Annotated in this window: 15 protein-coding genes; 8 read left to right on the top strand and 7 right to left on the bottom strand. The window is 71.3% G+C overall.

Features of this window, described 5'->3' with window-relative positions:
• Positions 1–865 (bottom strand): SWIM zinc finger family protein (locus E1292_RS54560; RefSeq protein ID WP_246090767.1); only part of this gene is annotated, 865 nt, incomplete at its 3' end.
• A gap of 154 nt (positions 866–1,019) precedes the next feature.
• On the opposite strand from E1292_RS54560, the gene E1292_RS53120 reads away from it, so the two are divergent.
• The 4 genes from E1292_RS53120 to E1292_RS44140 all read left to right on the top strand — a co-directional run bounded on the left by E1292_RS53120 (position 1,020) and on the right by E1292_RS44140 (position 5,362).
• Positions 1,020–1,565 carry a cupin domain-containing protein gene (locus tag E1292_RS53120; RefSeq protein WP_246090765.1) on the top strand — a complete coding sequence of 182 codons (546 nt, stop codon included), beginning with the start codon at positions 1,020–1,022 and terminating at the stop codon, positions 1,563–1,565.
• 334 nt (positions 1,566–1,899) lie between these two features.
• A complete protein-coding gene (locus E1292_RS44150) occupies positions 1,900–2,820 on the top strand; it encodes an alpha/beta fold hydrolase (protein WP_132605665.1) in 921 nt (306 codons plus the stop codon).
• Between the two features lie 54 nt (positions 2,821–2,874).
• Positions 2,875–3,753 (top strand): aminoglycoside phosphotransferase family protein, encoded by an 879-nt coding sequence (locus E1292_RS44145; RefSeq protein WP_220447361.1) that lies wholly within the window; start codon positions 2,875–2,877, stop codon positions 3,751–3,753.
• A gap of 70 nt (positions 3,754–3,823) precedes the next feature.
• A complete protein-coding gene (locus E1292_RS44140) occupies positions 3,824–5,362 on the top strand; it encodes an aldehyde dehydrogenase family protein (RefSeq protein ID WP_132605663.1) in 1,539 nt (512 codons plus the stop codon).
• A 79-nt stretch (positions 5,363–5,441) separates the two neighbouring features.
• On the opposite strand, the gene glnII is transcribed toward E1292_RS44140, so the two are convergent.
• Positions 5,442–6,461 carry a glutamine synthetase gene (glnII, locus tag E1292_RS44135; RefSeq protein ID WP_132605661.1) on the bottom strand — a complete coding sequence of 340 codons (1,020 nt, stop codon included), beginning with the start codon at positions 6,459–6,461 and terminating at the stop codon, positions 5,442–5,444.
• 178 nt (positions 6,462–6,639) lie between these two features.
• Positions 6,640–7,116: a hypothetical protein gene (locus E1292_RS44130; protein WP_132605659.1), complete on the bottom strand. Its 477-nt coding sequence runs from the start codon at positions 7,114–7,116 to the stop codon at positions 6,640–6,642.
• Positions 7,117–7,375: 259 nt separating this feature from the next.
• On the opposite strand from E1292_RS44130, the gene E1292_RS44125 reads away from it, so the two are divergent.
• Both E1292_RS44125 and E1292_RS44120 read left to right on the top strand, forming a co-directional pair.
• Complete coding sequence (locus tag E1292_RS44125; RefSeq protein WP_132605657.1) at positions 7,376–8,548, top strand: TerC/Alx family metal homeostasis membrane protein; 1,173 nt, start codon at positions 7,376–7,378, stop codon at positions 8,546–8,548.
• Between the two features lie 152 nt (positions 8,549–8,700).
• Positions 8,701–9,060, top strand: a complete 360-nt coding sequence (locus E1292_RS44120) for a carboxymuconolactone decarboxylase family protein (RefSeq protein WP_132605655.1) — start codon at positions 8,701–8,703, stop codon at positions 9,058–9,060.
• Here E1292_RS44120 and E1292_RS44115 read toward each other — a convergent pair.
• On the bottom strand, positions 9,039–10,211 hold the full coding sequence (locus tag E1292_RS44115) for a PQQ-dependent sugar dehydrogenase (protein ID WP_246090763.1): 1,173 nt from the start codon (positions 10,209–10,211) through the stop codon (positions 9,039–9,041). The genes E1292_RS44120 and E1292_RS44115 overlap by 22 nt on opposite strands.
• A 34-nt stretch (positions 10,212–10,245) precedes the next feature.
• Here E1292_RS44115 and E1292_RS44110 point away from each other — a divergent pair, with 34 nt between their 5' ends.
• Positions 10,246–10,995 (top strand): SDR family NAD(P)-dependent oxidoreductase, encoded by a 750-nt coding sequence (locus E1292_RS44110; RefSeq protein WP_132605653.1) that lies wholly within the window; start codon positions 10,246–10,248, stop codon positions 10,993–10,995.
• A 105-nt stretch (positions 10,996–11,100) separates the two neighbouring features.
• Here the strand turns inward: E1292_RS44110 and E1292_RS44105 are convergent, their stop codons facing one another.
• On the bottom strand, positions 11,101–12,315 hold the full coding sequence (locus tag E1292_RS44105; RefSeq protein WP_132605651.1) for an ABC transporter ATP-binding protein: 1,215 nt from the start codon (positions 12,313–12,315) through the stop codon (positions 11,101–11,103).
• A gap of 179 nt (positions 12,316–12,494) precedes the next feature.
• Between E1292_RS44105 and E1292_RS44100 the strand changes: the two genes are divergently transcribed.
• Positions 12,495–13,553: a LacI family DNA-binding transcriptional regulator gene (locus tag E1292_RS44100; RefSeq protein ID WP_132605649.1), complete on the top strand. Its 1,059-nt coding sequence runs from the start codon at positions 12,495–12,497 to the stop codon at positions 13,551–13,553.
• A gap of 34 nt (positions 13,554–13,587) precedes the next feature.
• On the opposite strand, the gene E1292_RS44095 is transcribed toward E1292_RS44100, so the two are convergent.
• Together E1292_RS44095 and E1292_RS44090 are read right to left on the bottom strand one after the other, a co-directional pair.
• The gene (locus E1292_RS44095; protein WP_132605647.1) at positions 13,588–14,721 is read right to left on the bottom strand and encodes a 2,5-dihydroxypyridine 5,6-dioxygenase NicX family protein; all 1,134 of its coding nucleotides are present in this window, start codon (positions 14,719–14,721) and stop codon (positions 13,588–13,590) included.
• A 170-nt stretch (positions 14,722–14,891) separates the two neighbouring features.
• Positions 14,892–15,377, bottom strand: coding sequence for a glutathione peroxidase (locus E1292_RS44090; RefSeq protein WP_132605645.1), 486 nt, complete (start codon positions 15,375–15,377; stop codon positions 14,892–14,894).
• Positions 15,378–15,500: the final 123 nt, after the last annotated feature.

Genomic DNA, 15,500 nt, shown 5'->3' with positions numbered 1-15,500 from the left:
CCCCAGCAGCTTGCCCATCCCCTCCACGGGACGGCCCGACGCCATCAACCGGCCGCCCTGCGACCTCTGCCCCCGACCGCCCGGCGAACCCGGCATCCGCACGCCCGGCGGTTTCCGCATCGCCCCGCCCGGCGGTTTCCGCATCGCCCCGCCCGGGGACGTCCGCATCGCCCCGCCGGGAACCGTCCGCGCCGAGGCCCTGCCCGGCACCTGGCCGTCCGGCGGTGTCCGCCCCCGGCATTTCCGCACCCGAGGATCCCGCGCCCGAGGCCGTCGCGTCCGAAGATTCCGCGCCCGAGACTGTCGCGCCCGGGGTTCCCACCCCCGAAATTTCCTGGCCCGAGGTTCCCGCGCCCGAGGCCGTCGCGTCCGAAGATTCCGCGCTCGAAGTTCCCACGCTCGGGGATTCCGAACCCAGGGTCTCCGCGCTCGGGGTTTCCACGCCCGAAGTTCCCGTGCCCGCGGTTTCCGCACTCCGGCCGGCGGCGGCCTTGGCCCGCGCGGCCTCGATCTTGCTTGCCGACCTGGCTGCCCGCTCGGCGCGGGCCTCCACCCACTCGGTCACCCACTGCGGCGCCGGCTCCTGAGCGGGAACCCCGTCGGCGGACCACAGGAGCAGCAAGCCGAGCGTGTGCTTGCACGGGAACTTTCGGCTCGGGCAAGTGCATCGGTATGCGGGCTCGGTGAGATCGACACAGGCCAGGTAGGGCTTGGCCCCGCTGCCCTTGCACTCGCCGTACAGCACCGTGCCCGTCGTGCCGCGCAACGACCATTTCCCGGGCGTCGCCACCCCCTGGGCCGCCTTCTGGGAGGAGGCGTCGGGGGCGAGAGCGAGCACCTGGTCACGGCTCCACCGTTCGATCACCTGCCGCAGACTAGCCAGCCCGACCGACATTTCGCCCCGAGTCCGGGAGATCACCGGCAGCCGCCGGCGGGCCGGTGCAGGACCGCCCGACGCTCGCCACGAGCGGACGGGACGGGCCCCGCGGTGCGTCTGGGATGCCCCTAAACTTGGCCAGGTGGAGCTACGGATCTACCCCAGCGGCCCGTCCGTTCAAGTGGCCGATGAGGCCGCGGCGCTGGCCAGCCGGCTCGACGGGCAGCTCGTCCTCGACGGCAACCGCTTCCTGCGCAGGGACGTGACGGGGGCTCCGGTGGCGTTCGTCGAGCGGCCGCCCGTCGCCGAGGCCCTTGACCTGCTCCCCCACCCCGAAGGCGGCTGGTTCAGGGAGACGTGGCGGTCGACGGTGACGTTCCGGCCGGACGGCTACCCGGGGCCGCGGGCCAGCGCCACCGGCATCTACTTCCTGCTCCAGCCGGGCGAGCAGTCGGTGCCGCACGCGGTCAGGTCGGACGAGGTCTGGCTGTGGCACCGTGGCGGGCCGCTGTCCCTGACCGTCGGGGACGACACGATCATGCTCGGGCCTGACGTGGAACGCGGCCAGGTGCCGCAGGCCGTCGTGCCCGGCGGGGTGTGGCAGTCGGCCAGGCCGACAGGCGACGAACCGGTGCTGGTGAGCTGCATCGTGTCGCCGGGCTTCGACTTCACCGACTTCACCGCCTGACGATCCCGCCGCCCGACGCCCCGGCCACCTGATGGTCCGGCCCGCCTGATGCCCGCCGCCTGATGCCCGCCGCCTGATGGTCCGGCCGCCTGATGGCCACCAGGCGCGGGCGTCGCCTTCGCGCGCCACTTGACCATGCGGGCGGGAAGGGGCGGCTGCGCACGCTTCCGACGGCGTCCGGACGTCCGGACGTCCGGACGTCCGGGGATGAGTACGGGGGCCTCGCGGAGGACGTCCACCACCTTTTGCATTACTCCCATTATACCACGAATATCGAAATAGCGCACATTTAAAAGCAATACAGAATGGCGGGCAATTCGCTATATTGATGGCCGTGATTGCCTTTCAGGGGAAATTCATTTCATCGGGGGATCTGCGGCTGTGGACCGAGCGGTACGGGGATCCGGACGACCCGGCGGTGCTGCTGGTCATGGGCACTTCCACCCCCGGCATGGGCTGGCCGGACGAGCTCGTGGAGACGCTCGCGAAAGGGAACCTGCAGGTGATCCGCTTCGACCACCGCGACACCGGCCGCTCCGACTGCGTGGATTTCGCCGCCCGCCCCTACACGCCGGCCGACATGGCCGGCGACGCGACCGCCGTGCTCGACGCGTACGGCATCGGCTCGGCGCACGTCGTGGGAGCCTCGCTCGGGGGCAAGATCGGCCAGTGGCTGGCCGTGCACCGCCCGGAGCGCGTACGGACCCTGACGGCGATCATGACGAGCCCGATGGGCGCCGACACCGGACCCGCGTGGGCACGCGCGCTGGCCGGCCGGGCGCCGGACCCCGGCGACCTGCCCCCGCCCGCGCCGAGCTTCCTGCAGCACCTGGCCCGGTCGGCGGCGATGCCGCGTACGACGCGTGCGGAGCACCTCGCGGCGAACCTGGAGACCTGGCGGGTGCTGAGCGGCGACGGACTGCCGTTCGACGAGGAGGCCGCGCGCCGGTTCGTGGCGGAGTCGCACGATCTGAGCGCCGATCCCGGCGCGGCCGCCAACCACGACCTGGCGGGGCGGCAGCCGGCCGCCGGCTGGCTCGCGCCGCTGTCCTCGATCACGGCGCCCACGCTGGTCGTGCACGGCACGGACGACCCGCTCCTGCCGCTGCCGCACGGCGAGGCGCTTGCCGGCCAGATCCCCGGCGCGCGCCTGCGGACCGTCCCCGGCATGGGGCACTCGTTCCTGTCGCCCGGGCTGCCGCGCCGGATCGCGGAGCTCGTCCTGCGGCACACGCGCGAGCAGGAAACCAGTTGACGGGCGGCGCCGGAGAACGCTGATATGGGCCCGGTCCGAACGAGAAAGGCGCCCATGGGCAGGATGCATGACGAAGAGCTCGACATCGACGCCGGGCTCGTCCGCCGGTTGGTGGCCGGCCAGTTCCCGCGATGGGCGGGCCTGCCGGTCGAGCCGTTCCCCTCCGGCGGCACGGTCAACGCGATCTTCCGGCTGGGTGACGACCTGGCCGTACGCCTGCCGCGCGTCCCGTGGGGCGTCGACGACGTGCTGAAGGAGCACCGCTGGTTGCCGCGGCTCGCCCCGCTGCTGCCCGCCGCCGTCCCCACGGTGCTCGGCCTGGGCGGGCCCGCCGAAGGATTCCCCTGGCCGTGGTACGTCTACCGCTGGCTCGACGGCGCCAACCCCGACCCGGCCCGACTCGCGGACGCCGAGTCGCTGGCCAAGGACCTGGCGCGGTTCGTCGCCGCGTTCCAGCGCGTCGACCTGCCGGACGGGCCGGTCGCCTACCGGGCGGGGCCGCTGTCGTCGGTGGACACCGGGACGCGGACCGCGATCGGCAAGCTGGAAGGGCTGATCGACACCGCCGCGGCGACGGCGGCGTGGGAGGAGGCGCTGCGGGCCCCCGAGTGGGCGGGCCCTCCCGTGTGGGCGCACTCCGACCTGATGCCCGGCAACATGCTGGTCGAGGGCGGCCGGCTCGCCGCTGTGATCGACTTCGCGACCATGGGGGTGGGCGATCCCGCCTGCGACCTGATCCCGGCCTGGAACCTGCTGCCGCCCGCCGCCCGGCAGACCTTCCGCGACGCGCTCGGCGCCGATGACGCGGCCTGGGCCCGCGGGCGCGGCTGGGCGCTGTCCATGGCCCTGATCCAGCTGCCCTACTACCGTCACAGCAATCCCTCGATCGCCGCGAACGCGCGGCATGTGATCGACGCCGTGCTGACCGGCTGACGACGCGGTTTTCTTGGGTTTTTTCCGGCGAGATGATTGTCTGTCCGGAGGAACTATGAGGAGGGCACCGGTGAGCCGTCAGATCGTTTCCGTGGTGGGTGGCAAGGAAGCCGCCGTCGCCGGCACGTACACATCGCTGAACCCGGCCCGCACGGGCGAGGTCGTGGCCCGGGTCGGGCTGGCCGACGCGGGCACGTTCGCCGCCGCCTGCCGCACCGCCAAGGAGGCCCAGCGCGAGTGGGCCAGGGTGCCGGCCCCCGTGCGCGGCCGGGTGATCGCCTCCATCGGGCGGCTGGTGGAGGCCAACGCCGAGCGGCTGGCCCGGCTGGTGACGGAGGAGATCGGCAAGCCGTACGCCGAGGCGCTGGGCGAGGTCCGGGAGATCGTCGACACCTGCGACTTCTTCCTCGGTGAGGGGCGCAGGCTGTACGGCCAGACGGTCCCGTCGGAAATGCCGGACAAAAACCTGTTCACCTTCCGCAACCCGATCGGGGTGGCGGCGGTCGTCACCGCGGGCAACTTCCCGGTCGCCGTGCCCTCGTGGTATCTGGTGCCGGCCCTGCTCTGCGGCAACGCCGTCGTCTGGAAGCCCGCCGAGTACGCCGCCGCCTCCGCGGAGGCCATGTTCCGGCTGTTCACGGCCTCCGGGCTGCCCGACGGGGTGCTGAACATCGTGTTCGCCGGCGGCGCCGACACCTTCGACGGCCTGGAGCTGGCCCTCGGCGAGGGCACCGTGCAGAAGGTCGGCTTCACCGGCTCCAGCGAGGTGGGCAGGAAGATCGGCGAGCTGGCGGGGCGTCACCTGCAGTCCGCCTGCCTGGAGCTGGGCGGCAAGAACCCGATGGTGATCATGCCGGACGCGGAGCTGGATCTGGCCGTGGAGGGGGCGCTGTTCTCCGGCTTCGGCACGGCGGGCCAGCGCTGCACCAGCCTCGGCACGGTCATCGTGCACGAGAGCGTGCACGACGAGTTCGTCGAGCGGTTCGCGCGGGCGCTGCGCGCGGCCAGGATCGGCGACCCGGCGGGCGACGTGCTGGCGGGCCCGCTGCTCGACCAGAAGTTCGCCGACCGGTATGAGGAGTTCCTGACCTGGCTCCAGCCGCACCACAAGGTCGTATCGGGAAATGTCGGGCGGATCACCAAGGACAACCCGCGCGGCGACTTCGACGGCGGCGAGGGCCTCTACTACCACCCGGTCGTCGTCGACGGGGTGCAGCCGGGCGACCGGCTGTTCCTGGAGGAGACGTTCGGCCCGATCGTGGGCGTGACCTCGTTCGCCACGCTCGACGAGGCCATCGAGCTGGCCAACCTCCCCGGCTACGGCCTGTCGAGCTCCATCTACACCACGAACGCAAAGCACGCCTTCCGTTTCCGCGAGGGCGTCTCGGCCGGCATGGTCAGCGTCAACAACTCGACGTCCGGCGCCGAGGCGCACCTGCCGTTCGGCGGCAACGGCAAGTCCGGCAACGGCAGTCGCCAGTCGGGCATGTGGGTGCTCGACCAGTTCACCCGCTGGCAGTCCATGAACTGGGATCATTCGGGCAGGTTGCAGAAGGCGCAGATGGACGTCGCGGAGATCGAGCCGGACCTGGACTTCCGCCTGCCATGAAGCCGGCGGGGGCTCCTCGGCGAGGAGCCCCCGGCGGTCGCGCACGCGGGCGGCGGCGTCCGGCCGTCCCGCGCGGAGGTCAGACCTGGCCGGCCTTCTCCAGCGCGGCGCAGCAAGTGCCCACCAGCAGGCGGGTGACCACGTACGGGTCGACGTTGGCGTTGGGGCGGCGGTCCTCGATGTAGCCCTTCTTGTCCACCTCGACCTGCCACGGGATGCGGACGGAGGCGCCGCGGTCGGAGACGCCGTAGGTGTACTTGTTCCACGGGGCGGTCTCGTGGTGGCCGGTCAGGCGCAGCTCGATGTCGGCGCCGTACTGGGAGACGTGCTCCATCGGCTTGTCGCCCTCGCCGAGCGACTCGCAGGCGGTGACGATGGCGTCGTAGCCCTCGCGCATGGCGCGGGTGGAGAAGTTGGTGTGCGCGCCGGCGCCGTTCCAGTCGCCGCGGGCGGGCTTGGCGTCGAGCGTGGCCTCCACGCCGAACTCCTCGGCCGTCCGGTAGAGCAGGTAACGGGCGATCCACAGGTGGTCGGCGACCTCGAGAGGACCGGCCGGGCCGACCTGGAACTCCCACTGTCCCGGCATGACCTCGGCGTTGATGCCGGAGATCTTCAGGCCGGCGGCGAGGCAGCGGTCGAGGTGGAGCTCGACGATCTCGCGGCCGAACACGGCCTCGGCGCCGACGCCGCAGTAGTAGTGCCCCTGCGGCGCGGGGAAGCCGCCTTCGGGGAAGCCGAGCGGCCGGCTGCCCTTGAAGAACGTGTACTCCTGCTCGATGCCGAACCAGGAGTCCTGGTCGGCGTACTGCTCGGCGATCGGCCGGAGCAGGGCGCGGGTGTTGCTCACGTGGGGCTCGCCGTCGGTCTCCTCGACCTCGCACAGCACGAGTACGTTGTCGCCGCCGCGCATCGGGTCGGGGCAGGTGAACACCGGGCGGAGCACGCGGTCGGACGCGTGGCCCACGGCCTGGTTCGTGCTGGAGCCGTCGAAGCCCCAGACCGGCGGCTCGACCCCGTCGGGCACGATCTTCGTCTTCGAGCGCAGCAGAGCCGTGGGCTCGGTGCCGTCGATCCAGATGTACTCAGCCTTGTAGCTCACGGCGGTCCTTTCGGGGTTCTTCTCAGCCACGCCGAGTCTTACGGACGACCGTTTCCCGTTTTTTGCCCGTATGTGAACGCCGTGTTAATCAGCCCAGGTCACCGTGGTCATCGCGCGGGTCATCGCGCGGGTCATCGCGCGGGTCATTGGGTCATCACGGCGGTCATCACGGCCGGGGTCAGCTCTCCCGCACCGTCCCGTCGGCCTCGACGGTGAGCGCGACGTTCGGGCCGCCCTCCCCGCAGCCGGGACCGTTGGGGAAGCGCCCTTTCGGGGTGACCGTGACGGTGTGCTCGGCCACCGGCTCGGACCCCGCCCCCTTGAGCGCCAGCCGTACCTCCACCGGCCGCTTCGGCAACCCCTGGACGGTGCCGAAGCCGCTCTTGTCCGCGGTCGGGACCGCGGTCACCGAGCAGGTGTCACCGTCGCAGGTCTCCTCTCCAGCCCGCCGGACCGTACGGAGCTCGGCCCTGGCCCGCCGGCAGGCGCCGTCCCAGCAGACCTCCATCTCAGCGGTGTCCGCCCGGGCGGCGACCGGCGCCTTCACCATCACCGACACGCCGACCGGGGTGCCGATCAGCGTGCAAGGCGCCTCCTCCGAGCATCCGGCCAGCGAAACGGCGGACAGGGCGACGATGAGGGCGAGTCGGTGCACACCCCTAAGACGTCGTCCGGCACCCGCGGGTTCGACGCGGTGGCGAGAAGGGCCGGCCGGAGACTGATCACGGCGCGTCATCCGGTGACGGCGCCGATGATCGGCTCGATGGCAGAGGGGCCGTGGCCGCGGGGGATGACGCCGCGCCCGGTCTGGCCGGCGCTGAGGCTTACCGCCGCCGTGATCGGGTAGCTCTTGCCAGGTCGCGAGCCCCGCCCCGAGTCGCCCCTCGCGACGGCCGGCAGAGAGGGAGCCCGGAGTGGACGTGCCCGCCGCGGTGTGGTGGCTGACGATCGCAGGGATCGCCGGCCTGCTGCTGTTCGACTTCATCTTCCACGTACGCAAGGCGCACATCCCGACCCTGCGCGAGGCGTCCTTCTGGTCGGCTCTGTACGTCGGCATCGCCCTGGTGTTCGGCGTGGCCGTGTGGATCTTCGGCGGTTCCGACCCGGGAGCGGAGTATTTCGCCGGCTACGTCACGGAGAAGGCGCTGTCGGTCGACAACCTGTTCGTCTTCCTCGTCATCCTGGGCGGCTTCAAGGTGCCGCGGGCGGGCCAGCAGAAGGTGCTGCTGTTCGGCATCGTGTTCTCGCTGATCGCGAGGAGCGGGTTCATCTGGCTCGGGGCGACGCTGATCGACCGGTTCGCCTGGGTGTTCTACGTGTTCGGCCTCATCCTGCTGCTGACGGCGGGCAACCTGCTCAAGCCCGAGGGCGGGGACAGCCACACCCCCGACAACTTCATGGTCCGCGTCGCGCGCAGGCTGCTGCCGGCGTCCGACAAGTACGACGGCGACAAGCTGTTCATCGTCGAGAACGGCCGGCGGGTGATGACGCCCATGCTGCTCGTCATGGTCGCCCTCGGCGGCACCGACATCCTGTTCGCGCTCGACTCCATCCCGGCGATCTTCGGCCTGACCCAGGACGTCTACCTCGTCTTCACCGCCACCGCGTTCTCCCTGATGGGGCTCCGGCAGCTCTACTTCCTGCTCGACGGCCTGCTCGACCGGCTGATCTACCTGTCGTACGGGCTGGCCGTCATCCTCGGCTTCATCGGCGTGAAGCTGATCCTGCACGCCCTGCACGAGAACAACGTGCCGTTCATCAACGACGGCGAGCCGGTGCCGGTGATCGAGATCACCACCGGGCTGTCCCTGCTGGTGATCCTCGGCGTGCTGCTGGTCACCGTGGCGGCCTCGCTGGTCAGCGGCCGGGGGCGGGCGCAGAACGCGGTCTCCGCCGCGCGCCGGCACGCGCAGGAGTACCTGGAGGTGGAGCGCGACCCGGACGTGCGCGAGCAGCTCTACCAGCGGCTGCTCGCCGAGGAGGAGCAGCTCAAGCGCCTGCCGGAGAAGCACAGGCGGTGGATCCGGGAGGAGGAGAGTCTCATGACGCTCCTGCGCCGCGCCCACGAGGAACGCGCCCGGGCCTGACTCCTCCGCACGTGTGACCAGCCCGAATGTCAACCTCTCGGGGGCGACACTCCGTGATCGCATGGGCATGCAACGTTCGTGCAACCCCCGTTGGCTCAACTCAAGAGGTAGCGAAAGATGTGAGGATCCCTTGCGACAACCGGGAGCGCGCGATGACAGACCCCGCCATGGAGACCGTCGACTCCTTCGGCATGACGGCCGAGCGCCAGTTCGCCGAGGTGTGGTCGAGGACGGCCCTGTCGGACAGGGAGCGTCGCCTGGTCCTTCTCGGGCTCCTCGTCGGGCAGGGTTTGGACGAGATGACGGACGTGCAGCTCGACGCGGCCCTGCGCACCGGCGACCTCACCGAGCCCGAGCTGCGCGAGGTGGTGATCTTTCTCACCCACTACGCGGGGTGGATCCGGGGGGCCAGGCTGAACGGCCAGGTCGAGGAGATGATCGAGCGGGTCAGGCAGAGCCGGGCGGCCGGCGATCCACCGGGCTGCGGCGGTCAGGCGGGCTCGATCCGGTAGAGCGGGCCCTGGAGGCTGAGCGCGTAGAGCTCGCCGTCGTGCCCCTCGCCGAACGACGACAGCTGCTCGACCTCGCCGACCTCCGCCGCCTCATCGAGCGCGTCGACGGGCCCATCGACGGGCGCGGCCTTGATCCAGCCGGCGCAGAAGTCGCCGTACAGGAAGCGCCCCCGCAGCCAGGGGATCTTCGTGCCGCGGTAGACCGGCCCGGCGATCACCGAGCAGTTGCCGTCCTCGCCCAGCGGGTAGACGATCACCGGCTCGGTCAGGTCGCCGCCCTTGCCGCCGTGGAAGCGCTCCTTGCCCTCGCGCAGGCTCCAGCCGTAGTTCTCGCCGCCCTCGGAGCCCGCCGGCTGGTGGTCGACCTCCTCCCACTCGTTCTGGCCGACGTCGCCGATCCACAGGTCGCCGGACTCGCGGTCGAAGGTGAACCGCCAGGGGTTGCGCAGCCCGTACGCCCAGATCTCGCCCTTCGCGCCCTTCTCGCCGGCGAACGGGTTGTCCTTGGGGATCGTGTACGGGTCTCCGCGCGGGTCGATGCGCAGGATCTTGCCGAGCAGCGTGCCGAGGTTCTGGCCGTTGCCCAGCGGGTCGCCCGCACCGCCGCCGTCGCCGAGCGCGATGTAGAGGTGGCCGTCGGGCCCGAAGGCCAGCTGTCCGCCGTTGTGGTTGGCGAACGGCTGCTCCTGGGTGAGCACGTCACGCCTGGCCGTCGCCTCGGAGCCGTCGTAGGCCCATTCGGTGACGTGGGTGTCGCCCTGGGCGTCGGTCCAGTCGAGGTAGACCCACCGCCCGCTCGGATGGAACGCCACGCCGAGCAGCCCCTGCTCGTTGCCGCTGCTCACCTCGCCGGACAGGTCGATCACCGTGTCGCCGGCGGAGGTGCGCAGCCTGCCGGTCTGCTCGGCGACGTAGAGGCGGTCGTCCCCCTTTCGCACGGCGAACGCGACGGGCTTGTCGAACTCGCCGATCTTCGCGAACCGCAGCTCGCCCGGCCCGGCCGGCGTGGCGGCCGTGGGCGCGGACGCCGACGGGGCGGCGGTCGCGGAGGCCGCCGGGCCGGTCGATCCGGCGGAGGGCGCAGGCGAGGGGGCCTGGCCTGAGCAGGCGGTGAGGGCCAGGAGGAGGAGCACGGCCGGGACGGGGCGCACGGCGTCATCCTGCCATGAACGTTAGTGTTCAGCCATGCCTACCGCACTGATCACGGGCGCGACCGCCGGCATCGGCGCCGCCTTCGCGAGGCGCCTGGCCGCCGACGCGTTCTCACTCGTCCTGGTCGCGCGCGACGAGCAGCGGCTCGTCCGGACCGCCGAGCAGCTCCGGCTCCGCTACGGCGTCGACGTCGAGGTGCTGCCCGCCGACCTGGCGAGCGACGAGGGGGTCGCCAGGGTCGGGTCCAGGCTCCGCGACGGGGTCGACCTGCTGGTCAACAACGCCGGCTTCGGCAATCGGGACAGCTTCCCCGACGCGCCGGTCGACGACGAGGTGCGCATGCTCCGGGTTCACTGCGAGGCGGTGCTGAGGCTGACGCTGGCCGCCTTGCCCGCGATGAGGAAGCGCGGCAGGGGCGCGATCGTCAATGTGGCCTCCGCGGCCGCGTTCTTCACCCGCGGCACCTACGGCGCGTCCAAGGCGTGGGTGGTCAGCTTCAGCGAGTCGGCCGCGCACGCGGTGGACCATCCGCGCATCAGGGTCATGGCGCTGTGTCCCGGTTTCGTGCGGACCGAGTTCCACCAGCGCGCCGGGATGGACCCCTCGGGCATCCCCGGTCCGCTGTGGCTGAAGGCCGACGACGTGGTCCGCGGGGCGATGCGCGACCTGGCGCTGGGCAGGAGCGTGTCGGTGCCGAGCCTGCGCTACAAGGTCATCGTCGCGGCCGGCCGGTTCGTGCCCAAGAGGCTGCAGGCCATGGTGTCGGCCAGGATCGGCCGCTGACCTTCCGCGCGGGAAAGGACGGGCCCCCGCCGCGGGAGGGGGTCGCGGTGGGGGCCCGATCGGCCGCGAGCGTGCTCACGGCCGGGAACCAGGAGACAGGGAGACTCAGCGGTTGGCCTCGTGACCGATGGCCAGGCCGGAGGCCGAGTCGAAGAAGTGCAGGTTGTGCGTGTCGACGACCAGGTCGAGGTTCTGGCCGGAGCGCGCGTGGCTGCGGGCGTTGACGCGGGCCGTCCACAGGGACTTGTCGCCCACCAGCGGCAGCGACGCCTCCTCGTCCTCTCCGGAGTCGGCGGCCGCCACGGTGTCCTTGTGCTCGACCGGCGGGGCGTCGATCAGGAACAGCACGTTGATCTCGGAGCCCAGCTCCTCGGTGACCTCCACCTTGACCGGCAGCGTGGCCCAGCCGTTGGCGTGGTTGCCGGCCGAACCGGCGTCCTCGAAGTCGGAGGGGCGGATGCCAAGGATGATCTTCTTGCCGACGTACTGGTCGAGGCCCGGCTTGTCGGTGAACGTCGAGTCGGGGATCGAGAGCTTGATGTCGGCGAAGGTGACGGCGGCGCCGCCGTCGCCGCGGACGAGCTCGGCGGTGACGAAGTTCATCGCGGGCGAGCCCATGAACCCGGCCACGAACAGGTTGACCGGCTTGTCGAACAGGTTCTGCGGGGTGTCGACCTGCTGGAGGATGCCGTCGCGGAGCACGCAGACCCGGTCGCCGAGGGTCATGGCCTCGACCTGGTCGTGGGTGACGTACACCGTGGTGACGCCGAGGCGCTCGTGCAGCGTGTTGAGCGAGGCGCGCATCGAGACGCGGAGCTTGGCGTCGAGGTTGGACAGCGGCTCGTCCATGAGGAAGGCCTGCGGCTCACGCACGATGGCACGGCCCATCGCGACACGCTGGCGCTGACCACCGGACAGGGCGGCGGGCTTGCGCTTGAGGTAGGTCTCGAGGCCGAGCATCTTGGCCGCCTCGCCGACGCGCTTCTGGATCTCCGGCTTCGGCATCTTGCGGAGCTTGAGGCCGAAGGCGAGGTTCTCCTCGACCGTCATGTGCGGATAGAGCGCGTAGTTCTGGAAGACCATCGCGATGTCGCGGTCCTTGGGCGGCAGGTGGTTGACGACCTTCTCGCCGATCGAGATCTCACCGCCGCTGATGTCCTCCAGGCCCGCGATCATCCGGAGCGCGGTCGACTTGCCGCAACCGGACGGACCGACCAGCACCATGAACTCGCCATCCCTGATCTCAAGGTTGAGCCCGTTCACGGCCTTTACGCCACCGGCGTAGATCTTGTCGACGTTCGTCAGAACGATGGATGCCATGACATTCCTTCGCGCTCCAGGGCTGTGGCCCGGACGTTGGTTCCGTGTGCCCACTCGCGTGGATACGTTTTCAAGCATCTCACCCGAAACGGACATCGGTGTCAAGGGTTACAGCGTGACCAGCCGTTGTCGGCACGCCGCACTTCCCGATCGCCGGAAACCATGATGGAATCGTTTCCATGGAGAAGCGGGCGACGATCAAAGATGTGGCGGAGGCGGCCGGCGTGGGCGTCGCCACCGTCTCCCGGGTGCTGTCGGGCGGCTCGGCCAGCGCCGGCGCCAGGGAGCGCGTCCTGGCCGCCGCCGCCCAGCTCGACTACCGCCCCAGCGCCCTCGGCCGCAACCTGCGCCAGCGCCGCACGGGCGGCATGGGCCTGCTCGTCCCCGACCTGACCGACACGTTCTACGGGCAGCTGGCGGAAGGCGTGCTGGCCTGCGCCCGCTCGGCGGGCGAGCCCGTCGTCCTCGGCTCGACGGGCGGCGACCCCGAGCAGGAGGCCGACCTGATCGGCATGCTCCTCGAACAGAGCGTAGACCGCCTGATAGCCGTCCCGTCGGGAGACGCGGAAACCTGGATCCCGGCGATACGCGCGGGCATGACCGTGATCTTCGCCGACCGGCTTCCCTCCCAGGCGTCCGCCGACGGCACCGGGCAGTCCGCCGTGGGGGACCTCATGGCCCTCGACGGCCTGCCGCCCGCTCCCCCGGCCCGGCCGCTGGACGTCCCCGCCGTGGTGGCCGACGACCGGGCGGGCATCCGTACGGCGGTCCGCTATCTTCGCGGCCTCGGCCACAAGCGCATCGCCTTCCTCGGAGGCCCCGGCCACGAGGGCCGGGCGCACGCCTTCAGGGTGGCCGTGGGCGCTCCGGTGGACGAGGAGCTGATCGTGTTCGGCACCGGCAGCCGCGACTCCGCGTACGCCGCCGCCTCGGGCCTCTACCAGAGCCGCCCCGACCTGTCGGCCGTGGTGGCCGGCGGCAACGTGCTCGGGGAGGCGGCCGTGCTGGCGGCCAGGGAGCTCGACCTGAGAGTGCCGAAGGACGTCTCGCTCGTCATGTACGACGACGTGCCCTGGGCCGAGTTGTGCTCGCCGCCGCTGACGGTGATCGCCCAGCCGGGGCGTGACATGGGCTACCGTGCGGCGGAGCTCGTCCTGCGCGCGGGCACCAGGAGGGCCCGGAGCGTGGTCCTGCCCACGGAGCTCATCATCAGGGGCAGTTGCGGCCCCCGCCGCTGACGGGGTTCCCGCCCGGCGAGAGGCCGGCCCCGAATCACTGCGCGGAGAGGCCCGCGTAGCGGCGGGGCAGGATCATGACCGGGTTGTCGTCGAGGACCACCTCCGGCGGGCCGAACCGCGCGGCCACCTCCTGGATCTCCGGCTCGTCGAGCAGCAGCAGCCGCCCCTGCTCGATGAAGAGCTCGCCGTCCACCGTGACGGTGGGCCGGTCCATCTGGCAGTCGCAGTGCGCGAAACCCGGGCCCGTCGTGACGGGCTCGCCGCCGGTCAGCCCGTCGATACCGCAGTAGAAGGCGCCGGAGTGCTTCTCCCGCTCGAACTGGGTCCCGCCGGCGATCCGCACCTTCGGGTTCAGCCCGATCAGGCCGTGGCGCATGTAGAAGCCCTCGGGTGCGTACCGCCGCAGCCGCTCCGCCTCCGCCCCGCCCTCGATCTTGCGAACCAGGTTGCCTTCGAGGGTGAGGCGCACGGGGTCCTCGGGCACGCCGGTGACCGTGCTGTCCTCGATCATGATCACGCCTTCGGTGTCGGCGGGCCAGAAGTTCGCGCCGCCGTACGGGAAGGGCCGCCAGTCGCCGGGCCGCAGCGCGCCCGGGTCGGGGTCGAAGGTCAGGCCGGAGAACGTCACGTCGGTCCCCCGCCCTGACGTCACCCGGATGCGCCCGGCCCCCGACAGCTGCCGCAGCGCCCGGCGCAGCAGTGCGTAGAACACCTCGGCGGGCAGCCGGCCGCCGGTGAGCAGCGCGCCGGCCGTGGCGGTCATGTGCAGCGACAGGAAGCGGGAGGAACGGGACTTGATTTGGTCGAAGAACAGCGGCGCGGTGTGCACCTCGCCCCACCAGGTGCCGCTGATCACGACGTCGGCCTCGTGGAACGCGGCCGTCTCGATCTGCAGCGGCGCCTCCCGGTCCCAGCCGCCGGCGCTGAACGGCGGCACGGACAGGATGCGGACGTCGGCGCCACGGAAGGCCGCGCCGGCGGCGATGGCCTGCACGACGACGGGGTCGACGGTGTGCTCCATGAGCAGCAGCACCCGTTCTCCGGGGGCCAGCCGGACGTATTCGCACAGGTTGCGGACGCCCGGCATCAGCTCGACGATCGAGTAGGGGGCCGCGGCGGGTTCGGAGACGTAGCTGAAGGGCGATCCTGCGTACGGATTGATCGTCATCGCGAACTCCCTGCGGACATCGGTCAGCGTGCTGGGCCGGTGATGGAACCAGCCGCAGCCCACCCGGTTACTTACCGCAGCGATACGAACACTACACGTGTAAATGGACTTTCCATCTCGAATGGCACGTGCGCCGACCTTTTGCCGTCCAGCCGGGCCGCCCTCGGCGGCTACAACACCTTCTCGACGGCCGCCACGAGGGCGGCGTCCTCCGGGGTCGTGCGGGGGCGGAAGCGGCCGACGACCTCGCCCTCCCGGTCCACCAGGAACTTCTCGAAGTTCCACTGCACGTCACCGGCCTCGCCGTCGGCGTCGGGCGTCCGGGTGAGCTCGGCGTAGAGCGGGTGGCGGCCGGGGCCGTTGACGTCGGCCTTGGCCAGCAGCGGGAAGTCGACGCCGTAGGTCGCCGCGCAGAAGTGCTGGATCTCCTCCGCCGTGCCCGGCTCCTGGCCGGCGAACTGGTTGCAGGGCATGCCGATCACCGTGAAGCCGCGCGGGCCGTACTCCTGCTGGAGCTTGACCAGGCCGGCGTACTGCGGGGTGAGGCCGCACCGGGAGGCCACGTTGACGATCAGGGCGGCGTTACCGGCCGCGAGGTCACCGAGCGTAGTGGGAGCGTCGTCGAGGGTGCGGAGCGGAATGTCGCTGAGACTCATGGCCCCGACCCTACAGAACGGCGCGGGCCGGGACTTTTCGCGCTCCCCGGCCATGTCTCGGCCTCGTCGTGCGGAGGTCCGGCACGCCGTGTTCGCGACCGGGGAGAACGCCCCCTCCCACCC

Source organism: Nonomuraea deserti (assembly GCF_004348685.1).
GTDB classification, from domain to species: domain Bacteria; phylum Actinomycetota; class Actinomycetes; order Streptosporangiales; family Streptosporangiaceae; genus Nonomuraea; species Nonomuraea deserti.
The sequence above is the reverse complement of the archived record's forward strand: the minus strand, read 5'-3'. Positions and strand labels throughout refer to the sequence as shown.

Coding starts and splice junctions, on each gene's coding strand:
- E1292_RS44100 (WP_132605649.1), top strand. CDS start 12,495: ATGGAGAAGCGGGCGACGATCAAAGATGTGGCGGAGGCGGCCGGCGTG.
- E1292_RS44105 (WP_132605651.1), bottom strand. CDS start 12,315: ATGGCATCCATCGTTCTGACGAACGTCGACAAGATCTACGCCGGTGGC.
- E1292_RS44110 (WP_132605653.1), top strand. CDS start 10,246: ATGCCTACCGCACTGATCACGGGCGCGACCGCCGGCATCGGCGCCGCC.
- E1292_RS44145 (WP_220447361.1), top strand. CDS start 2,875: ATGGGCAGGATGCATGACGAAGAGCTCGACATCGACGCCGGGCTCGTC.
- E1292_RS44090 (WP_132605645.1), bottom strand. CDS start 15,377: ATGAGTCTCAGCGACATTCCGCTCCGCACCCTCGACGACGCTCCCACT.
- E1292_RS44120 (WP_132605655.1), top strand. CDS start 8,701: ATGACAGACCCCGCCATGGAGACCGTCGACTCCTTCGGCATGACGGCC.
- E1292_RS44095 (WP_132605647.1), bottom strand. CDS start 14,721: ATGACGATCAATCCGTACGCAGGATCGCCCTTCAGCTACGTCTCCGAA.